Annotated in this window: 13 protein-coding genes and 1 pseudogene; 9 read left to right on the top strand and 5 right to left on the bottom strand. The window is 34.8% G+C overall.

Translation table 11 applies throughout. The features are described 5' to 3' along the window. Positions 1-264: 264 nt before the first annotated feature. The gene (gene dnaE / locus LEP1GSC049_RS218035; protein WP_016749819.1) at positions 265-3774 is read left to right on the top strand and encodes a DNA polymerase III subunit alpha; all 3510 of its coding nucleotides are present in this window, start codon (positions 265-267) and stop codon (positions 3772-3774) included. Between the two features lie 1235 nt (positions 3775-5009). On the opposite strand, the gene LEP1GSC049_RS218040 is transcribed toward dnaE, so the two are convergent. Beyond that, positions 5010-5909 carry a M23 family metallopeptidase gene (locus LEP1GSC049_RS218040; RefSeq protein ID WP_004755368.1) on the bottom strand — a complete coding sequence of 300 codons (900 nt, stop codon included), beginning with the start codon at positions 5907-5909 and terminating at the stop codon, positions 5010-5012. Between the two features lie 37 nt (positions 5910-5946). On the opposite strand from LEP1GSC049_RS218040, the pseudogene LEP1GSC049_RS02000000224595 reads away from it, so the two are divergent. The 4 genes and pseudogenes from LEP1GSC049_RS02000000224595 (at position 5947) to LEP1GSC049_RS218055 (ending at position 10281) form a co-directional block, all read left to right on the top strand. Beyond that, positions 5947-6853, top strand: a pseudogene (locus LEP1GSC049_RS02000000224595) (RNA polymerase sigma factor). A gap of 35 nt (positions 6854-6888) precedes the next feature. Beyond that, positions 6889-7617 (top strand): hypothetical protein, encoded by a 729-nt coding sequence (locus tag LEP1GSC049_RS218045; protein ID WP_004753872.1) that lies wholly within the window; start codon positions 6889-6891, stop codon positions 7615-7617. A 143-nt stretch (positions 7618-7760) separates the two neighbouring features. Then, positions 7761-9590, top strand: coding sequence for a CHAT domain-containing protein (locus LEP1GSC049_RS218050; RefSeq protein WP_004754189.1), 1830 nt, complete (start codon positions 7761-7763; stop codon positions 9588-9590). Positions 9591-9594: 4 nt separating this feature from the next. Next, positions 9595-10281, top strand: coding sequence for a hypothetical protein (locus tag LEP1GSC049_RS218055; RefSeq protein WP_004755291.1), 687 nt, complete (start codon positions 9595-9597; stop codon positions 10279-10281). A 456-nt stretch (positions 10282-10737) separates the two neighbouring features. On the opposite strand, the gene LEP1GSC049_RS218060 is transcribed toward LEP1GSC049_RS218055, so the two are convergent. Further along, the gene (locus tag LEP1GSC049_RS218060) at positions 10738-11055 is read right to left on the bottom strand and encodes a phasin-related domain-containing protein (RefSeq protein WP_000409984.1); all 318 of its coding nucleotides are present in this window, start codon (positions 11053-11055) and stop codon (positions 10738-10740) included. Between the two features lie 745 nt (positions 11056-11800). On the opposite strand from LEP1GSC049_RS218060, the gene LEP1GSC049_RS218065 reads away from it, so the two are divergent. Continuing rightward, complete coding sequence (locus LEP1GSC049_RS218065; protein WP_004754890.1) at positions 11801-12001, top strand: hypothetical protein; 201 nt, start codon at positions 11801-11803, stop codon at positions 11999-12001. A gap of 19 nt (positions 12002-12020) precedes the next feature. Continuing rightward, positions 12021-12689, top strand: a complete 669-nt coding sequence (locus LEP1GSC049_RS218070; protein ID WP_004753874.1) for a hypothetical protein — start codon at positions 12021-12023, stop codon at positions 12687-12689. Here the strand turns inward: LEP1GSC049_RS218070 and LEP1GSC049_RS218075 are convergent, their stop codons facing one another. Next, entirely contained in the window at positions 12690-13694 is a 1005-nt protein-coding gene (locus LEP1GSC049_RS218075) for an LIC_10230 family protein (RefSeq protein WP_004755464.1), read from the bottom strand. Between the two features lie 12 nt (positions 13695-13706). Then, entirely contained in the window at positions 13707-14720 is a 1014-nt protein-coding gene (locus LEP1GSC049_RS218080; RefSeq protein ID WP_004758129.1) for a hypothetical protein, read from the bottom strand. A gap of 123 nt (positions 14721-14843) precedes the next feature. On the opposite strand from LEP1GSC049_RS218080, the gene LEP1GSC049_RS218085 reads away from it, so the two are divergent. After that, the gene (locus LEP1GSC049_RS218085) at positions 14844-16217 is read left to right on the top strand and encodes an ABC transporter permease (protein WP_004755129.1); all 1374 of its coding nucleotides are present in this window, start codon (positions 14844-14846) and stop codon (positions 16215-16217) included. Position 16218: 1 nt separating this feature from the next. Next, a complete protein-coding gene (locus LEP1GSC049_RS218090) occupies positions 16219-16896 on the top strand; it encodes an ABC transporter ATP-binding protein (protein WP_004754310.1) in 678 nt (225 codons plus the stop codon). 887 nt (positions 16897-17783) lie between these two features. Here the strand turns inward: LEP1GSC049_RS218090 and LEP1GSC049_RS218095 are convergent. Then, positions 17784-18443, bottom strand: a complete 660-nt coding sequence (locus tag LEP1GSC049_RS218095; protein ID WP_004753987.1) for a hypothetical protein — start codon at positions 18441-18443, stop codon at positions 17784-17786. Between the last annotated feature and the right edge of the window lie 206 nt (positions 18444-18649).

Raw genomic sequence — 18649 nt, 5'->3', positions numbered from 1 at the left:
AATGTGATAGTTCCCACAGAAATCGTAGTATTGTTATTATAATTTCCGTATGAGTTCCCACATTTTACAGAATTTAACTGTAAAACCCGAATTTGTAGTAGTTCCCACAAATTTTGCGAGATCTCAGCGTATTACTTCTCTGATCGCCCGACGAGTTTTAGGTAACTATCTTATAAAAAGTTACGGAATTTAGTCTAAGTATTCGTTTTTAATCGATTAGACTCTTGACTTCGGGTCCGTAAAAATTCTATTATGTCCCTTACAATGCAGGATTTTGCTCATTTACATCTGCACACAAATTATTCCATGCTCGACGGAGCAATTCGCATCAAGGAGCTGATGCAACATGTTAAGGAATGTGGTATGTCTTCGGTTGCAATGACTGACCACGGAAACATGTTCGGAGCCGTTGAGTTCTATAACGAGGCGATCAAACAAGGTATCAAGCCGATTATCGGAAGCGAATTTTACGTTTCCCCAAACCGTAAACAAGAAACGGAAATGGTAAAAATTGCGGACGGGAACGCGTACCATCTCATCTTACTTGCAAAAAACGAAGAGGGTTACAAAAATCTAATACGTCTTTCCAGTAAGTCCTACACGGAAGGTTTTTATAAAAAAGCGAGAATCGATTATGATCTTCTGGATAGACACAGTCAAGGTCTTGTTTGTTTGACCGCCTGTCTTGCGGGTGAAGTCAATCGAAAGATTTTGGAAGGTAAAATAGATGAGTCTTTTCAACTCGCAGGTAAGTTGAACGAGATTTTCCGTAAAGAGGATTTCTATATGGAAATCCAAAATCACGGAATTCCCGAACAGATGACGGTTGCTAAACAAATTTACGAATTTGGAAAGAAAACCGGAATTCCGCTCGTTGTTACAAATGATTCCCACTTCTTAAAGAAAAACGACCAAGAAGCGCAAGATATTCTTCTTAGAATCGGAATGCAAAAACGTATTACTGATCCGATGGAATTCGGTTTTAACGGAGAATTTTATGTTAAAAGTCCGGATGAAATGGCTCGAGTATTTCCCGAAATCCCCGAGGCGTTTCATAATACATTAGAAATTAGTAATAAAGTAAATTTGAAACTTCAATTTGGAAATTATCTTCTTCCAGAATTTGAGGTTCCGGAAGGTTACGACGCGGATTCTTATCTTGAAAAATTAATTTGGGAAGGGATCGAAAGAAAATATCCGAACCTTTCTTCGGAAATCAAGGAAAGAGTGATCTTCGAACTCAATACGATTAAAAATATGAAGTTTGCAGGTTACTTTTTGATCGTTCAAGATTATATTAATTACGCAAAAAGAAACGGAATTCCGGTCGGGCCAGGAAGAGGTTCGGCTGCAGGTTCCATCGTCGCTTATGCACTCGGAATCACGAACGTAGAACCGCTTCAACACAATTTACTTTTTGAAAGATTTTTAAACCCGGATCGTAAGGATATGCCGGATATTGATACTGACTTTTGTGTGGAACGCAGAGAAGAGGTGATCAATTACATACGTAGAAGATACGGAGAAGAACGTGTAGGTCAGATTATCACGTTCAATTCTCTTGCGGCAAAAGCGGCTCTCAAAGATGTGGCACGCGTTTTAAATCTTCCATTTGGAGAAGCGAATGAAATGACAAAGGCGTTTCCGAATAAATTAGGAATGTCTATTTCAGAAGCTTTATCCACTTCTTCCGAGTTAAAAAACTTTTCGGAAAAAGACGATATCAATCATAAAATTTTTGCGATCGCTCAAAGGTTAGAAGGAAATTACCGTCAGCCTGGAAGACATGCTGCGGGTGTGGTCATTTCTCCTTATCCTTTAGAAGAGGTAGTTCCACTTTCCACGGTTGCGGAAAAGGAAAAACCGGGTGTTCGTGCGATTGTAACTCAATACGATAAAAACAATTTAGAAAGTATCGGCCTTATCAAGATGGATATCTTGGGTCTAAAAAATTTAACTACCTTAGATTATGCGATTAAACTCATTGAACAAAGAAGAGGAATTCGGATTAATCTGGATGAAATTTTCTACGATGATGCGAATACATACTCTCTTCTTAGAAAAGCAAATACTTTAGGTATCTTCCAGTTAGAATCTACTGGAATTACTGATCTGGTTGCAAAGAGTCAGGTAAGTAATTTCGACGAAATTGTAGCTTTGATTGCTTTGTATCGTCCCGGTCCGATGGGAGAAGGGATGTTGGACGAATATTTGGATCGTAAATCTGGAAGAAAGCAAGTCACCTACCCACATCCATCCTGTGAATCGATTTTAAAAGAAACTTTTGGAGTTCCGGTTTATCAGGAACAGGTGATGAGTATTTCCCGCGTTGTCGGAGGATTTTCGGTCGGAGATTCGGACGTATTGCGTAAAGCGATGGCCAAGAAAAAAGCCGATTTGATGGATAAATTGAAAGTTCAGTTTGTCGAAGGTGCGGTTAAACAAGGAATCCAAGAAAAGGTAGCAAAGGATCTTTTCGAACAATTGGAAAGGTTTGGTGGTTATGGATTCAATAAATCGCATTCGGTCGCTTATGCGATCATTACTTATCAAACTGCTTACCTAAAAGCGAATTATACGATCGAATACCTCACGGCTCTTCTTGCTTCCGATCACGGTAAAACGACTGACATCGTAAAATACATCAATAACGCGAGAGAAATGGGAATTCAAATTCTCAATCCGGACGTTTCCGAATCTCAGGCTTCTTTTAGCGTGATCGACGATACTACGATTCGTTTCGGACTTTCCGCAATGAAGGGAGTGGGAGAAACGGCTGCAAATAGTATCATTCAAGCGAGAACCAAAGTAGGAAGTTTTAAAACCTTACAAGACTTCGCATTAAATATAGATACAAGGTTGATCAACAAAAAAGTTTTCGAAGCTCTGATTCAAGCGGGAGCTTTAGACTCTTTTGGTTATACTCGAAAATGTCTTTTTGAATCTGTAGATTCGATTTTGACTTTCGCACAAAAAGAACAAGAAAGAACAAATGAAGGACAGTTTTCACTTTTTGGAAACGAGGAAAGTTCTTTCTCTCTCAATCTTCCTAAAGACGCACTTGAATGGGAAATTGACGAAAAATTAAAAAGAGAAAAAGCGGTAGCCGGTCTTTATCTTTCGGGTCATCCTTTGGACAAGTATGAAAAACAACTTAAAAGTTTAAAAACAATCCCGATCGAAAAATTTGATGATTTAAAATCTGGAACTAAAGTGGAAGTTGCAGGTGTGATTTCTTCTAAGAATATCAAACTCAGTAAACGAAACGAAGAATTTGCAAACTTCAAACTAGAAGACAGAACCGGCGAAATAGAATGTGTGGCTTTTGCAAAAACGTATCAGAAATATAAGGAATTTATAAAGGAAGATCAAGCTATCTTTATCAAAGGTGATTTGGATAAAATTGAAATTGGAGACGCAGAACTTCGCGGCCAGGTTAAAGTTAATAGTATTGAAATTTTAGACGACGCGACAATCGAAGATAAACTTGAAAAGTCGCTTCATATTAGACTGGAAGAAAGGCATACGGAAGATCCTGAACTGGTTCCAAAACTTTACGCATTACTAGCTTGTTACAAAGGAGAATCTTCCGTATATTTTCACATTGTGGAAAATCAAGAAGAGAAAAGAGTGATTCGTGCTCATGACACCTATTCGATCCAACCAATCAATGAACTTTTTTTACGATTGGCAGATCTTTTAGGCGATCGTTCCGTATTTTATTCTGTAGGAGAACAACTCAAAGTGATCAATAAAAGTCAGGCTGCGGGTTGATTGATATTTTAAATAATTATAATATAATGAATTTGTATTTATAAAAGATGTGGTATTGCGATTGTCTTTCGTCAGAAAACTTAGCCTTTCACCGTTTTACAGTCTTCTGTCCTAAAACGAGCGAATCGAAATTCGTTCATCTTGACTCCGTCGAGAACGTTTTATAATTCTTGACGGGCGGCTTTCGGAGAAAGTATTTTTTTATTTTAGAATTTGATTGTATTCTGAAAATTTATTTTAGTTTCTCCGAAACCGGGCTCGCGGCTATAGTCAATAAATTGAAGGATGAAAGTTTCATAAAAAATTTTCTTTCAATCAATTTATTGACTCCGCCTTGATCCCTGCCGCAAATCGTGAAATCGGCGTTAGTTGGTGGATTTACGGAAAAGTTGATTTTAGAAATAAAATCGTAGTAAAAATCTGTCGAGTCAATCGATCTTGAATCTTCACTAAAATAACGTGAGCGGGTACTCATGATTCTGAAAAAATTGGAATCTGAATTTTACAGATCGATTTTTTAAATGTGGGAACTACCACAATTTATAAAATAGAAGTTTATAACAATTGAATCTGTCGTATTTCAAGTGTGGGAACTATTACAAAATTTAGGTTTGTCTGTAAAATGATGTAGGAACAACTACAAATCAAGATTTTACAAATAATTGTAGGAACTCATACTTTTAGAAAATTTTTTCTCAACCGAACTACGTTAAAATAGGATTTAAATTTTGATGACGGCCGTAAAACGGTGGTTTTGTGTAAAAATCGCATGGAAGAGATTCTTTTTATATTTCCTAGTAGTTTCCATAATTTCAAAGTTTAACTGGTAAATCCACGATTTGTGAGAGTTCCCACATCTCATGGAAATGGTCGATTGCAACAGTTTGGTTAATTGCCACTATGGAATTTTCAATAACTCTAATGTAAGAGTTTCCACATTTTTGGGAAATTTAAAGTTTTATCCCACTGAGTTTTTAAGAGTTGTTTTGTAAGCTCGATATTCAATCTCTTTCACATCGAACTCATGTTATTTTATGTGGGAACTGTTACAAATCAAAGTTTTACGATTCTATTTCGAGAATATGGGAAGACTGCGTTGTGTTTTTAAGAGTATTTAAAAAACGAGAATTCGTAGTAAGAAAAAATTAATTATCCAATCGCTTAAGAAAGTTATTATATGAAACTTTTAACGGATATACCGAAAAAAGAACAGATGCAAGCTTTTCCCATAAACATTAGATACGACTTACATAGAAAGTGAAACTTCTTTCGTTTACGTTTCCTCTAAAATCCCAAGCCACCACTTTGATCGTATTTTCTCCGGATTTTAAATTTAGATTTCCGATCAAATATTGGTCTTTATAATAAAGATTTGTAAAAGAGAATCCGTCTGGATTTTTCCATTCAGAAGCGGAATACTGTAAGGCGCTGAAATCGGCGGATCGGAGAGCTTCTCCGTTTAAAAAATATTGAACTCTAGTAATTCCCCTTCTTTGAGATTTTTTTTCTCCTGCGTCTACGATGGAGATCGTAAAAGGAAATTCTTTAGAAAGGTTGATGTTGTCTCCGTCGTTGATATTTGTGAACTTTCCGTTTACGTGAACTAAAAGACTGGAAATTTCCGGAGCAGAACTATCCGGAATGGGTGAAAGAAATTTCATAGGGTCTAAAATTTCAAGTCCGTGTTTACGAAGTACTACAAAATGGAGATGGGCTCCGCTAGAATGACCAGAATTGCCTGTAATACCGATTTTATCGCCTGCTTTGATTCCATCAGGTTTTAGTAATTTAGAAATTCTACCATCTTTTAAGTGATAATAAGCAGTAAAATTTCCGGATCCATGATCTAACCAAACTGAATTTCCGGTTCCTAATTCATCCTCAAAAGGATGGTCCTCCGTATAACGGCTGTACAAAACTTTTCCATCCGCCATTGCAAGTACGGGCTCGTTTGCGGAAGAAATATCCAGCCCATTGTGAAAATGATCCCCTCTAGATTCTCCAAAAGTTGAGGTAATTTTGTTTTCCAGTTGATCAGTTTTGACAGGGATTAGATAATTTAGTACTTTATTATTTTCCGCTTCTATGCTCAGATGGAACGCGGTCCAGATTATAATCAGTATAAATTTTTTCATTCAGGACACAAACCTAAGTGCAAGTAACTCATACAAAATGAATTTGTCAAAAGATAAAACCTTAGATCTCGTTTCTCGATGTGGAGATGGAGAAGAAGACGCGCTCAGACAATTCTTCGAAATCTATTCGGAAGATATCTACAATTTCCCGATGAAGATCTTTCATTTGAGTGAAGATGACGCTGGAGATTTTTTTATCTATGCATTTGAAAGATTAAAAACAGGTTCCCGTTTTGGAAGTTTTAAGGGAAAGTCCAGTTTTAGAACTTGGTTCTATTCAGTTCTTAGAAATATGTTGATCGATTGGCAAAGAACCAAACGAGAACTCAAGGTTACCAATTTAGGAAAAATCAGTAAAGAAGGAAAGGAATATGCAACCATAGAGGACGAGCCGGATACACGTCCTGAAATGCAGGAAGAAGCCAGCGAATTTTCAGACCGGTTCAATCAGGCTTTGGAAGAAATCGGAGTTGATAAACGGGTCATTTTTAAACTTTCCTATATTTATTATTTAAACTTAAATGAAGATGAAGTTCAATATCTTCTGGAAAAAACGGGTTTATCTCCGGAAGCATTGAAAGAGAAAATTCTCCATCTCCGGGCGGAACTTTCCAATCGGGAAGAAGAGAATATTCGAATGGAAGATAAAATTACCTCATTGTATCTAAAATATATTAGAACTGAAAGAAAAACAGCAGAATACTGCTAAAATTGCTCCTATTCTTCCTATGGAAGTGGATAAAACTTCTCACGCTTTGAAAAAAAAATACGAACAGCGTAAAAGACTTTTGGAAAAGAAAAAGAAAGGACATTTTCTGGCGAGAACCCCTTACAGAGAGGTTGCAGAATTAATTGGGATTTCTGAAGGGAACGTAAGTGTTACTTTGCTTCGTTTAATTGAAAAAATTCAGAAAAAGCTGGACTTCAGTGATTTGGATTTTTAGAAATTTCCGTCTTTTTATGCTATTGGAGAACTAAAATGGATTCGGGATCTGAGATAAATCAAGAAAACGAGCTTTTGCTCTCTCTTTTGAGTGGAGAACAAGCTGGTTCTGATACAGATATAAAATTGCAAAATCAACTTATACAAATGGAAGAATCGATTCAAGCTGGGATTAACGCCTCAACTTTGTCGTATTTATATGAAGCTTCTAAAAAAGGAAAGTTTTCAGAACTTCAGGAATCGATTGATCTCCAAAAGGCTGATTTAGCCGGTTATTTAACAAAGGAAATTCCTGAATATTTAAAACGTTATGTTTCATTGGAACTTGCAAGGAAATCCGCTTCTAAGGAGTCGATCGTAGTAAAGTTGGGAAAGTCCGGAGCCCGAATCTTTGAAAGTCTTGTAGAATCTCTTCAAATCAATACAAGAGTAGACTATGCGCCTTCTATGCGTTCGGCTTTAACAAAAGATCCTTCCGAGTTTGTAGTTTTTGAAGAAAAGGTTTTAGATAATTCTAAATTTACCTATCAATTGGTTCAGGAAACCCCTGAAACCGCGTTTTTAAGCGTTAAAATTGAATCTCCTGATGCGAATTCGTTTCAACGAGTGAATCTTTATAAAGACACGAGATTCATTCTTTCTAATCAGTTCAATAACGAAGGAATCGCTAACTTTTCAGGTTTGAGAGAAGGAAAATATACCGTAGAATTTCAAGGGAAAGAAAATTCTAAATCCTTAGATCTTTTTATTCTTTTGGAAGTATAAAATTGTCTTTCGGAAAGAAATTTCCAACGCTGTATAAAATCGAAGTAAATTCTTAAAAAGGTATTTCTTTTTATTTTTTCCGGACAAAAAGAATTCTGGAAAAAACGTTCCAGTGTTATAATCTGATCCTGGAATTTTAAACTATGCTAAACCTAATTATAGATAGAGTCGGAAGCGTAAACGTTTTCAACATTTTAGATACGTCTGGAAGCGGATCGGAATCCCATTTACAATCCACGATCGATGAAGATCTTATCTTAGAGTATATTAAGGAAATTGAAAATTTAGTTCGAGTTTCTAATGCGGTCAATTCCAAAGGAATGAACCACAAAACTTTAGAAACTGAAATTCTTCATGAATTGAAAATTCTAGGAGAAACTTTTTACGATCAATTTTTTCCAGGTCCAATCCAAGAAAAGCTAAGACTTACTACCGAAAAATATCTTCATCTAAACATGGATCCAAAACTTGGTGTAATTCCATGGGAATTGTTACATGATGGAACTTGTTTTTTGTCGGACAAATTTTTTATAGGAAAAACGGTTCGAGGAGAATCCAGTCAAAACGTTTTTAAAGAAAAAGAAAAGTTAAGAATGTTGATCGTCGCGGACCCAACTGAAGATTTAGAGTGGGCTCAAAAAGAAGGAGAACAACTTTTTAGAGTACTAAGTGAAAAGGTTTCTTCTTCTCGATTAGAGATCGAATTTATTGGAGGAAGACAGGTTACAAAACTTAAACTTCTTTCTTTGATTAAAGGTAAGAATATCATTCACTACTCGGGGCATCTTTATTTTTCGGATGATCCTTTAGAAAACGGTTGGCAAATCTCCGAAGGCAAAATTTTAAAAGCAAGAGAAATCAAAAATTCTGGATTTAATACGGACTTAGTATTTTCAAATTCCTGCCAATCCAATTCAAACGCATCTAGAACCCTCAATTCCGATTTGATGAACAATTTTGCCGGAGCTTTTCTGATGTCCGGTATCAAAAGTTTTATCGGAACCAATTGGGAAATTATAGACAATCAAAATACGATCAATTTTACGATTCAGTTTTACACATATCTTTTTAGCGATAAAAGTATTGGGGAATCTCTTTTTTTGGCAAAGGAATACGCAAGAAGAACCTTTGATACCAATGATTTGACTTGGACGAACTATTCTCTTCATGGAATTCCCAATCAACAAGTGATTCTAGATCCGACCAAAGGAAAAACGATTCAAAAAATCATCAACCCTACTTTGATTTCGAAGTTTTATCCTTCGAATATTGCAATTTCCTACTATAATTTCATCCAAAAACAAAAAGAAGAAACGGAATCTTCTTTCGAATTGATTCGATCTTTGATCGATTCTTTTGAGGAATTTTCTAAAATTGTAGGCGGAATTATATTTAGCGATCATCAGCATCATTCTTTGGGAAAATACATTCCGAACAATCCTGACGATGCAGTTGAAATTAAAAAATGGTGGGAATTGATCTATCAATGTCTTTTGGATTTTAGAAAATTAGAGATTAGCCCACTGATCAGTAATATTCAAGAAGTTCTACAAGTGAACAAAGACACGATCCAAAAGATGATTCAATGGATCGAACTTTATAGACGAGGACAGATTTTAAGAGATTCTGCAGACGGTTATTTGATTTCTTTTCAATACTATTACGAAAATCTTTTGATGGAATTAGAAGAATTAGAAAAGACGAGTATTTTTTTGGTTTCTACAAATTCAAACAATCATCTTTTCTTTCGCGGACTAAAACCCGAAACTTCTCTTGTGGTTGCACCCGTAGTCAAACAGGATTATATCGGTGAGCAGATCGAAAAGTTCCGTGGTAAGGTGATCGTATTCAACGAAAATAAAATGGCTATTGTTCCGATGCTTTGTAGTGTGATAGAAAATCCGGAAACCAAGGACCTGGAACTCAGCTTTCCTGGTTTTAAATCGGAAAAAAAGTCCATTCAAAATACTTAATATATTGAGTCTTTGTCAACCAGGTAGAGGTAATTTTTCATGCGGTTCTTGTTGTGGAATCTTTAACCTGGACTTAAAACCAGAAGAAATTCAAAAATTGATTTTAGAAAGAACGGAAGAATTTAAAAATTCCGTAGATTTTCAAAAACCTTGGACGATGGCCGAATATCGAAAGGTTCGGGAAAAAAAAGAAGAATCCATCGGTAGAAAAGACGAACATACTTATAATTGTCCCTTTTTAGGAGCTTTCGAAAAAAAAATAGGATGTATGATTCATCCGACTTTTAGCGGTGATCCTCTGAGTCAAAATTATTCGTTTTACGGTTCTTCGATCTGTCAAGGTTATGAGTGCAGGAATATGGAACGTAAAAGTTCTTTGTTTTGGGAAAATCTTTTAGGTGAAATGGAATTGGATTCTTTTACTTATTCCGCGATCGCTTCCGATTATAAAACTTTGGATCTGATTGAGGAAACGTTTTTTCAAAAAGGAATTTCTATCGAAGAGTTATTCCGATCTAAAAAAGATCTTTTGAAACGATTGATTTTAAGAAAAATCGATCAAAATGTAGCTATGATGAATACTTCTTTTGAAATTCCTATGGAAGAAGAGAGTGGTTCTGCGATCCAAAGATTGACCCAAAGGCTCGATCTTGTTTCTGCGCCGAGTTTGTTAAACGAAATCAGCCTATAACTTAGATCGTTCTTTAACGTGTGTAATTTGAAAGGGCGATTATTATGTTGTAGCTCAGTAGGATCGGAATGCTGAGCTACTTTGAGAGATCATAGTAGCATGTGCTTACGTTCGAGGAAACAAACATTATTGTAACTTAAGACTAAATATTGTATTAAGTTTCTTTTATGTAATTTATTGACTGGATTTGAAAACTCGGTTCTGCGGTGGATTTGCCCAAATTTTCTTTCGCTGAACTTACATTAGAGTTTTTGAAAATGGCGATTAACAAAACCGCTTCGATCAATCTTGTAGATGTCAGTAATGAAAAAACTAATATCTGTAATTTTATAGATATTTATAAGGCAACATCTTTATAAAGTTATAATTTGTTTGATTCTTTTTTTAAAGTATAGTTTTGGATTTTATGGAGATGTAAAATCCTTCCTGTATGTAAAAACACAGGAAGGAAAACAATCAATGTTTACCGGCGGTTTCAGCTTTTCCTTTTGATCCGTTTAACGGAACCTTTGTAGATGAAACACCTTGATTTACTTTCGATTTTACTTCCTCTACTTTAGAGTTAACTTGGCCTGCAACTCCTTCGACTGAGTGAAGAGCGTCTTCAATGTATTTTCTGAGGTTTTTAGCGACCTCGGATTGATCTTGCGCCCCTTTAGATGCAAGTTCTTTAAATTCTTTTTCAACTTTCAGAAGAATGCTGTCTGCCTGCTCTCGGAGTGATTTTGCAGCTCCAATTGCAAAGTTAAGCGCTTCTTTGATTTCTTTTTCCATAAGTTTTTTCCTCTGTTTTCTGCACTGAGAATAGACCAATTTTATGCAGCGCACAATAAGAAGTCAAGCGAGATTTGAAACAAATGAGTAAAAACTGTGAAACTATAATTTGAAATCTTTTAATATATATAAATAAAATGCCTCAATTTCATCAAAAAATAAAATTTTAACTTAAATTTAAATGTAATTCAGTTTAGGCGAAAGTTCTGTCTGGTTTGAACAAAGTTTTTTACAACCGAATGTTCTAATTCACAATTGAATTTTTCATCCTAAAAAAATAAGTATTCTCTCATTCTAATTTGTTGAGTTCAACACTGTTCGTAAACTCAGTCAGTGTGCTGCATCTGGAGAAAGTGTTTATTGTGTTTTTCGAACCAATTTGTTTTTAAACTGAGCTTAGAATTTGTTGTAACATTTGTACTACTTCTGAGTTTAGAAATGTTTTATGAATCGCAGAGTTTATTTTTTGAACTAATGGCCTTGATCTTTTTTAGATTAAATTGAAATCATTGATATTCATTTATGCTGCATTATATTTTTTTATTATTCTCGATTTGTGAAGTTAGTAAGAAACATTTCGTGATCTAAAATTAGAAAACAAATTTTCTTTGGTAGATGAAATTAAAAAACTCCGTTTTTAAAATAGAGTTGTTGGGAGATTCCATAGTTCAATTAACAAAACTGCTTTAATCGACCGTTTCCATAAAATAGAAACGGATGGAGAATTAATTTTTCAACAACTCTAATGAATCAAAAACAACTAATACAAGAAACTTTAAAGTATTTCGGAAAGGATAGAAAACTTTTAAGAAAAACAATTCTAGGTTTTACTTTTGAGGGCAAAGAAACCAAAAAATGGAAGAAAAGGATCAATACTTGGACGACACATCCATTTACGATTCGAAGTGGAATTTTTGATTATTGTAGTAAGCAATATTTTAGATAAGAACTATCGCCAAATACATATGGACGATTTAGGGGATTTATCTTGGAATATTAGAATTTTATTAAATTCAAATGTTCAAAGTGAATATGATTGGGATAAAAAATTGGCGATTAAATGTGGCCAAGCTAGGATTTTGGAAGTTTATATCAATTCTATCATTCCTGCCTATACCTTAAATCCGTTTTACATAAGTTATAATCAAAAGGAAAATTATTATGAATTCGGAAAAATTTCTAAAATGGAAAAACATGAAAAAATTATTTTAGATAACGTTTCAAAATATTTCGATTCTTTAGGGTATTTTTGTGTTTCGGAAGAACTTGCTTCTAAAAAATATAAAGGTTTGTTTTCCGATTGTAACCAAGAAGGTAATGCGTCTTTATTCGATTGTTTATTCAGTGATATTTATCGATATCAAATTGGAATAGAAAAATTCTCAGATTGGAGTAAAGGACCGAATATGGATTCGACCGGCTCTAAGATTTCTTGGCATGAATATTACGACTTGAATAGAAATTTTTTATATCGAGAAGAATATCGATATTTAAAATCAAAGGACGTATTATTGTTAACGATGGATCAAACTGGACATATCACGAAGGTAAATGTTTGGAGAGACATAGGTAAACTTAAGCATAGAGGTTTTGAACTTGATATACTCAAAGTTTTTAAAAAACTTTTGAAGTGATTAGAGGCCTTTTTTGGAAGCTAGGTCTAATATCCAGGTATTCATTGATAAGATCGTAAAAAGTAGAACCACAAAAAGTGTAACTCCTAACACCGCAAATACGATAAAAACCGTATTTCGAATTATTCTAAATTGAAGATAACTTACAGATAAAGTAATATTTCCGGCCGAGGTTAGTTCTTCGTTTTTCCCCATTCTAAAATAATTTCGAATATAAAAAGTCATCATCAGTACAAGTAAAACGATCAAAAGGATTCCGAACTCGAATGAATAATGTTTTTGTAGAAGAAAGATAGGAATGTAAATTAAATTTCCCAATAGAATTCCAGTAATCATAATTCCACTGAAATGAAACAACATAGGTATCCATGAAATCTTTGAAGAAGACGCGGATTGAAATTCTCCCTCTTCTCCATTTTGTGCCGTTTGAAAAACAGCAAAACGATCTGCTTTGTTTTCATAAACTTTTGAAATTGTAAAAATCATATAAATCAATAGGATCGTTAATACGAACAAAAATAAGGAGGATATGGTTCCAACGATTGGAGTTTGAGGAATACTTTTTAATGGATGTTGAAGAGACATTAAAACGGGAAGAACGGAGATCAAATACAAACTTCTATTTAAATACGTATAAAACCAGGCTTTATAATGAAGTGCTAAAAAAGAAGTTACCGATAAGAATATTAGAAATTCATAAATAAATAACATAATTTTTTGTCCGAGCAAAATTCGGCTCATTCTGTCTACGGTTGCTTCTAATTGTGCATCGGATGGAATTGTTTTTTCGTTTAGTTCTTCCATAACTTTGGAAGTAAGTTGGATTTTTGAAATTAATCCTCTTTCGATTCCCCATTGAGCCGTATGTTCTCTTCCGGAACCTTCTAAAAGCGCTTCCATAGAATCCGCGTCTTTAGGATCATAAAAGATCGGTTCAAAGGAGATATTCATTAGACAAAAAGATAAAATGATAAAAGGAATGATCTTAGCGAATTTAGTTTTCATAGTTTGATTTCATTAGAAAAGAAGTGAAAAAATTATAGTCATAGAAATTCCTAATATTCCTAAAGCAATCAAGATCGTAATCATCAATCCTGAGTCTTCTTGAGTTTCGGATATTTTTGTTTTATTTTTGGGGCTGGAAGATTTTTCTCCGATTAAGGTTGGCTTTTCTCCGGAGTAAGGACGAACTTTGATTGAATTTTCTTCCTCATAAATTTTTCCAAATACGTCCGAGCCGATTTGAATAACCGTTTCATTTTCTACTCCGTTATTTTTAGAAGCGACTACGGTTCCAGGTAAGGGTCTGATTTGTCCTTCTGGAGTTTCCAACTTCATTGCTTCTATGATGCTTTGAGAAGAAGAGTCCGATTTTAACAATTGAATCATAATTTTATCTCCCGGTTTGAGAGTGTTAATCTGGATTCCGGAAACGGGGGAAAGAACGTATTTCATAGGAATGACCCTGGCGCCCGAAGGTATAAATTGTTCCAAGGTTTCTACGGGTTTTTTAATTTCAAATGAAGCTGGCTGCGAGGAAGTTTCTTCGTTTTTTTCTTCAAGAGAAGAATCTTCAAAGATATCTTTTTGACTTTCTTCATTCAATTTGGATCGATCTATAATCGTGTAAAAAAATTGGATATCCGGTTTTGAATTTCCTGCAGCCTGACTGATTACTTGATTGAGAATGTATTTGATCTTATCGTTATCCTTTCCATTAAAATAATGAATCAACTGTTCCATAAAATCATCTGACTTACCGTTTGTTTGAAACAATTCTATCAATCTATTGGTAAGATTTTTAAGCTGTTTACCTTCGTATTTCAGTTTTTGGCAAACTTTTACGATGTCTTTGTGAGTTGAAACGGAAAGTTGAACGGATTCGATATTCTCAGATTTTCCAACAGCCACTACTTCGAGCTTTTCTATCTTTGCTTGTTGAATATCGATAACGCTTGTAAATAAGATGTGAACGGATAAGGACGTATCTTTAGAGATGAATTGAAATGTATAGACCTGATCGGAACTCATTTATTTTTGATTTGAGAAAGTTGTACTTGAAAAACTTTCTTCTTTATTTTTGACATTCTGGTTCGGATTCAGAGAATTGTCAAACTAAGGAAGGATTTCCCTTCTAATTTTAAGAGTTTTTTGATGAAGGTAAATTTGTTCCGAGGCTCTTTGATATTTCTGGTAACTTCTCGTTATATTCGAGGTTCACGAGTTGCTGGTCTTCTCTCGTTAAAATCTAGATTGTCGTTTATCGTTATGGCCGTTGGGGTTTCTCTTCTCATCGTAGTCTTATCCATATTCAACGGCTTTCAAAGACAAGTAAAAGAATCACTTTGGCAAGGTGGACCTCATATCACTGTAGAAAATAAATTTGATTCCGGTGATATTAAAAATTATGAAAAGATAATTGTTTGGCTAAATAGGAATCCTTATCTAAAGGATAGAATCGTTTCTATTGGAGGAAGTATTACGAGTCACGGTTTGATTCAAAATACGAACTCGTTTATTCCTATTATGGTGCGCGCTCTTCCCGTTGAGAACATTCATGATCTCGTAGGAAATAAACTTACTAACTTTCCTAGAATCGTTCATCATAACCGCGAAGAAATTGCAAGATACAACGTCGAAAATCAGGTTCTGATCGGAAAGGAAATGGCGGGTATTTATGATTTTGATTTAGGGGCGAATCTGACTATGGCCGTTCCAGGAGGAAGATTTTCTCTCGGAAAGGGAGTGGATGTTTCTATCAAAACGTTTCATACGGTGGGCTTTTTTAAAACTGGTTATTATAACTACGATACACATTACGTTTTTCTTTCGCTTCCAGTTGCACAAAAATTTTTTAATCTTAAAGATTCTGTAAATCAGATCGCGATCAAAGTAAAATCTTTAGATGATTTACAGAATTGTAAAAAGGAAATTCTGAAAGAATTTAGAAATCCAGATTTTGAAAATGAGATCGGTTATTCCGCTTCTTTTAGCGTAAGAACGATTGCAGAAGAGCAGGAGAATTTTTTCACTGCTTTGAAATTGGAAAAGACGATCATCTCCATTATAGTTTTCTTATTTATTATTCTGGCTGCGTTGGGAATGGTCGCAAGCGTTTATAGTTTAGTGAGAGCGAAAAGAAAATCGATTGGAGTTTTAAAAGCTCTAGGTTTACCTTCTTCCGGCGTTTTATTGATATTTACTTTGAACGCGATGGTTGTCGGAGTTCTTGCTTCTCTTGTAGGAGGAGTTTCCGGGATTTTTATTGCGAGTAATTTGGAAACAATCGTAAACGGGCTTTCCGAACTCATCAACATGGTGGGATACTATTTTTATCATTCTGAATGGACGAACGTAGAGTTAGTTCCTAAAGACGTTTATTACTTTGATCACATTCCAGTAGATGTTGATATTTCATTTATTTTCATGGTTACTACCGCCGCTACGATTTTATCCGGAATTGCGGGTTACTTTCCTGCGAGATGGGCGGCCGGTCTCAATCCTGTGGATACGATAAGGAACGACTAACGTGAGTCTGATTAAAGTAAGAAATTTAGTAAAAAATTATCATATTCTAGATAAAGAATTTAAGATTTTGGATCATTTGGATCTAGACGTTGAAGAAGGTGAAATCGTTTCCGTGGAAGGGAAGTCCGGAATCGGGAAATCCACACTTTTAAATATTTTAGGTTCTATGGATTCTTCTGATGCAGGTGAAGTAAACGTCTGCGGAGTTTTGTTAGATCAAATTTCTGAAATCGGGAAAGAAAAATTTAGAGCTGAAAAAGTTTCTTTTATCTTTCAACATCACCTTCTTCTTCCGGATTTTACCGCTTTGGAAAACGTAAGTATTCCTCTTTTGATCAATGGGATTCAACCGGGTAAGGCTAGACAAATGTCGATTGAAATGTTGGATCGAGTTGGTCTTAAGGAACGTCATGATAATTTTCCTTCTCAACTTTCCGGTGGAGAAAGCGCGAGGGTGGGAGTTGCAAGAGCGCTCGTGGCCGGAAAAAAACTTGTACTTGCAGATGAACCTACTGGTAACTTAGATCGAGAAAATTCTCGTAACCTAATGGCTTTGATTTTAGAATTACAAAAAGAATTCCGTTTTTCTATGGTTATCGTTACACACGATATGGAGTTGGCTTCTTTGGTTCATAAAAGAAACCAACTTTCTGGCGGTAAACTTCAACCGATTTTATAATTTTATAATTAACTTATTTTAGGAAATCTAACAAAACTCGGTGTAAGAAAATCTTAGCGAATAAAACTCAATAATAGAGTTGTTAAAAAATTGATTCTCTATTTGTTTTCGTTATATTGATATGGACAATGGAAGCAGTTTTGCAAATCTCCACTGGAATTTTTCAACAACTCTATTCTATATTTTGTAAAATATAAATTTATGATTCTATTTTTCGTAACGTGAGTTAACGCGAAAAGGATCGATGAGAGAGGAACTTAGCAAAATACCCTACCATAACCGACCCCACAAGTTGAATAGAATTTTAGAATTAAAATTGAACTCAGCTGAACGGCTCTCTCAGACTCAGCAAAACGCACATTTTTCAAGTGTTCCGACAAGAATGAGACTTTTTACTTGCAAAAAGTATGTTTTTCTGATAGAGAAAAATCTTTCAAATTTTCCCACCACCCGAAAATAGGGAAAACTAAAGCAAAACGCTTTCCTGAAACTCAATGCATCGCTCCCTAAGGGTCGCTCTGCAGGTCGCGTTGGAAACTCAACACAACGCTTTCCTATGGGGCGTTGTGGGGCTGATCTTTTTACAGAGGATTTGTCGTAATTCCGACAGATTTATATTGAGATCCAAATACTTGTGGGGTTGGTTATGGATTGGATGTAAAGCCATCTTGTTTTTATTTGAAAAGCAAGAACAAATTAGTATTTTAAAAAATTGTGATATGATTGATTACTATTTTTAGAAAATACAGTTTACTTATTTCTGTCCCAGAACGTATTTCAAATATAAAAATATTCATTTTTTATAATTCTAAATTTGTGTTAATGGGATTTTTTTGAATGTTCAATGCACTTGAGAATCTAAGGATCGTTTCTATAGATTTGAAATTCTAATTCAATTCCACACGATTCAGTTCATCCAATTCTACTTTCCAAATTTGAACGATTTGAACCATTACGTCCAAAACTTCTGGTTCTGGAGAATCGTAAGAATCTGCTGCAAATGAATCCACGGTTTCAAATCCTTGGATACGAGTTAGAGAATTCTTTTCCATTTTTGCTCGAAAAACTTCGAACTCCTCAATAGAATCTGTCTCGGAATTTTTTACGTAATATGGCTTTACAATGCTTACTCTAAGACTTTCTATAGGTAGGCCTTTGAGAGTCTGTAAAACTCGAAAAGACAATAATGCAGCTTCTAACTTCATTCTTTCTTTATATTCTTTTTGTCCTAAAAATGTAAGAGCCGTATTTCCTCCCACGGAAAGGGTTATCACCAACGAACCGGTTGCACTTCCATCTGGAGCAAAGTTTGGAGATATTTCGATTTCTTTTAAGCGGTCGCCTAACAGTAAAAATGATGTTTGGCGTATTTTTTCTTCGACCGGAATCTGGCGATCGGATAATATTTTTTGAATCTTATTTTTTGTGCTTTGTTTACAAGTTATATTCATAAATAAAATCAAAAGAATAAAAACAAAGTAAGACAATCTTAGGATTTGTTTTTGAATTGGATTGGGTTTATTGAAGAGTGATCTTCGTTTTTTCATAGAGTCTTCCTGATACTGATCCATTTAATTTTATGAACTCGGTCGTTTTTTGCAAGTTTTTCGTTTTTGAATTGCCAGATTTCTTAAAAGATCGCTTGGATAAGACTACCGTTGAAAACATTTTTGGTTGTAAGTTGTTTTTTCTAACAGGCGAAAAATTTTTGAAACAAAAGGTAGAAAAGTTGAACCTTAGATCGGTTTTTATA

Origin of the sequence: Leptospira kirschneri serovar Cynopteri str. 3522 CT, from assembly GCF_000243695.2 — a bacterium.
Taxonomy (GTDB): Bacteria; Spirochaetota; Leptospiria; order Leptospirales; family Leptospiraceae; genus Leptospira; species Leptospira kirschneri.
Note: the sequence above shows the minus strand (reverse complement) of the source record. Positions and strands in the feature narration are given on the sequence as shown.

What these genes read in the sequence shown, in the direction of transcription:
- LEP1GSC049_RS218040 (WP_004755368.1), bottom strand. Translation starts at nt 5,909, where the DNA reads ATGAAAAAATTTATACTGATTATAATCTGGACCGCGTTCCATCTGAGC.
- LEP1GSC049_RS218070 (WP_004753874.1), top strand. Translation starts at nt 12,021, where the DNA reads ATGGACGATTTAGGGGATTTATCTTGGAATATTAGAATTTTATTAAAT.
- LEP1GSC049_RS218050 (WP_004754189.1), top strand. Translation starts at nt 7,761, where the DNA reads ATGCTAAACCTAATTATAGATAGAGTCGGAAGCGTAAACGTTTTCAAC.
- LEP1GSC049_RS218075 (WP_004755464.1), bottom strand. Translation starts at nt 13,694, where the DNA reads ATGAAAACTAAATTCGCTAAGATCATTCCTTTTATCATTTTATCTTTT.
- LEP1GSC049_RS218060 (WP_000409984.1), bottom strand. Translation starts at nt 11,055, where the DNA reads ATGGAAAAAGAAATCAAAGAAGCGCTTAACTTTGCAATTGGAGCTGCA.
- LEP1GSC049_RS218065 (WP_004754890.1), top strand. Translation starts at nt 11,801, where the DNA reads ATGAATCAAAAACAACTAATACAAGAAACTTTAAAGTATTTCGGAAAG.
- LEP1GSC049_RS218045 (WP_004753872.1), top strand. Translation starts at nt 6,889, where the DNA reads ATGGATTCGGGATCTGAGATAAATCAAGAAAACGAGCTTTTGCTCTCT.
- LEP1GSC049_RS218080 (WP_004758129.1), bottom strand. Translation starts at nt 14,720, where the DNA reads ATGAGTTCCGATCAGGTCTATACATTTCAATTCATCTCTAAAGATACG.
- dnaE (WP_016749819.1), top strand. Translation starts at nt 265, where the DNA reads ATGCAGGATTTTGCTCATTTACATCTGCACACAAATTATTCCATGCTC.
- LEP1GSC049_RS218095 (WP_004753987.1), bottom strand. Translation starts at nt 18,443, where the DNA reads ATGAAAAAACGAAGATCACTCTTCAATAAACCCAATCCAATTCAAAAA.
- LEP1GSC049_RS218085 (WP_004755129.1), top strand. Translation starts at nt 14,844, where the DNA reads ATGAAGGTAAATTTGTTCCGAGGCTCTTTGATATTTCTGGTAACTTCT.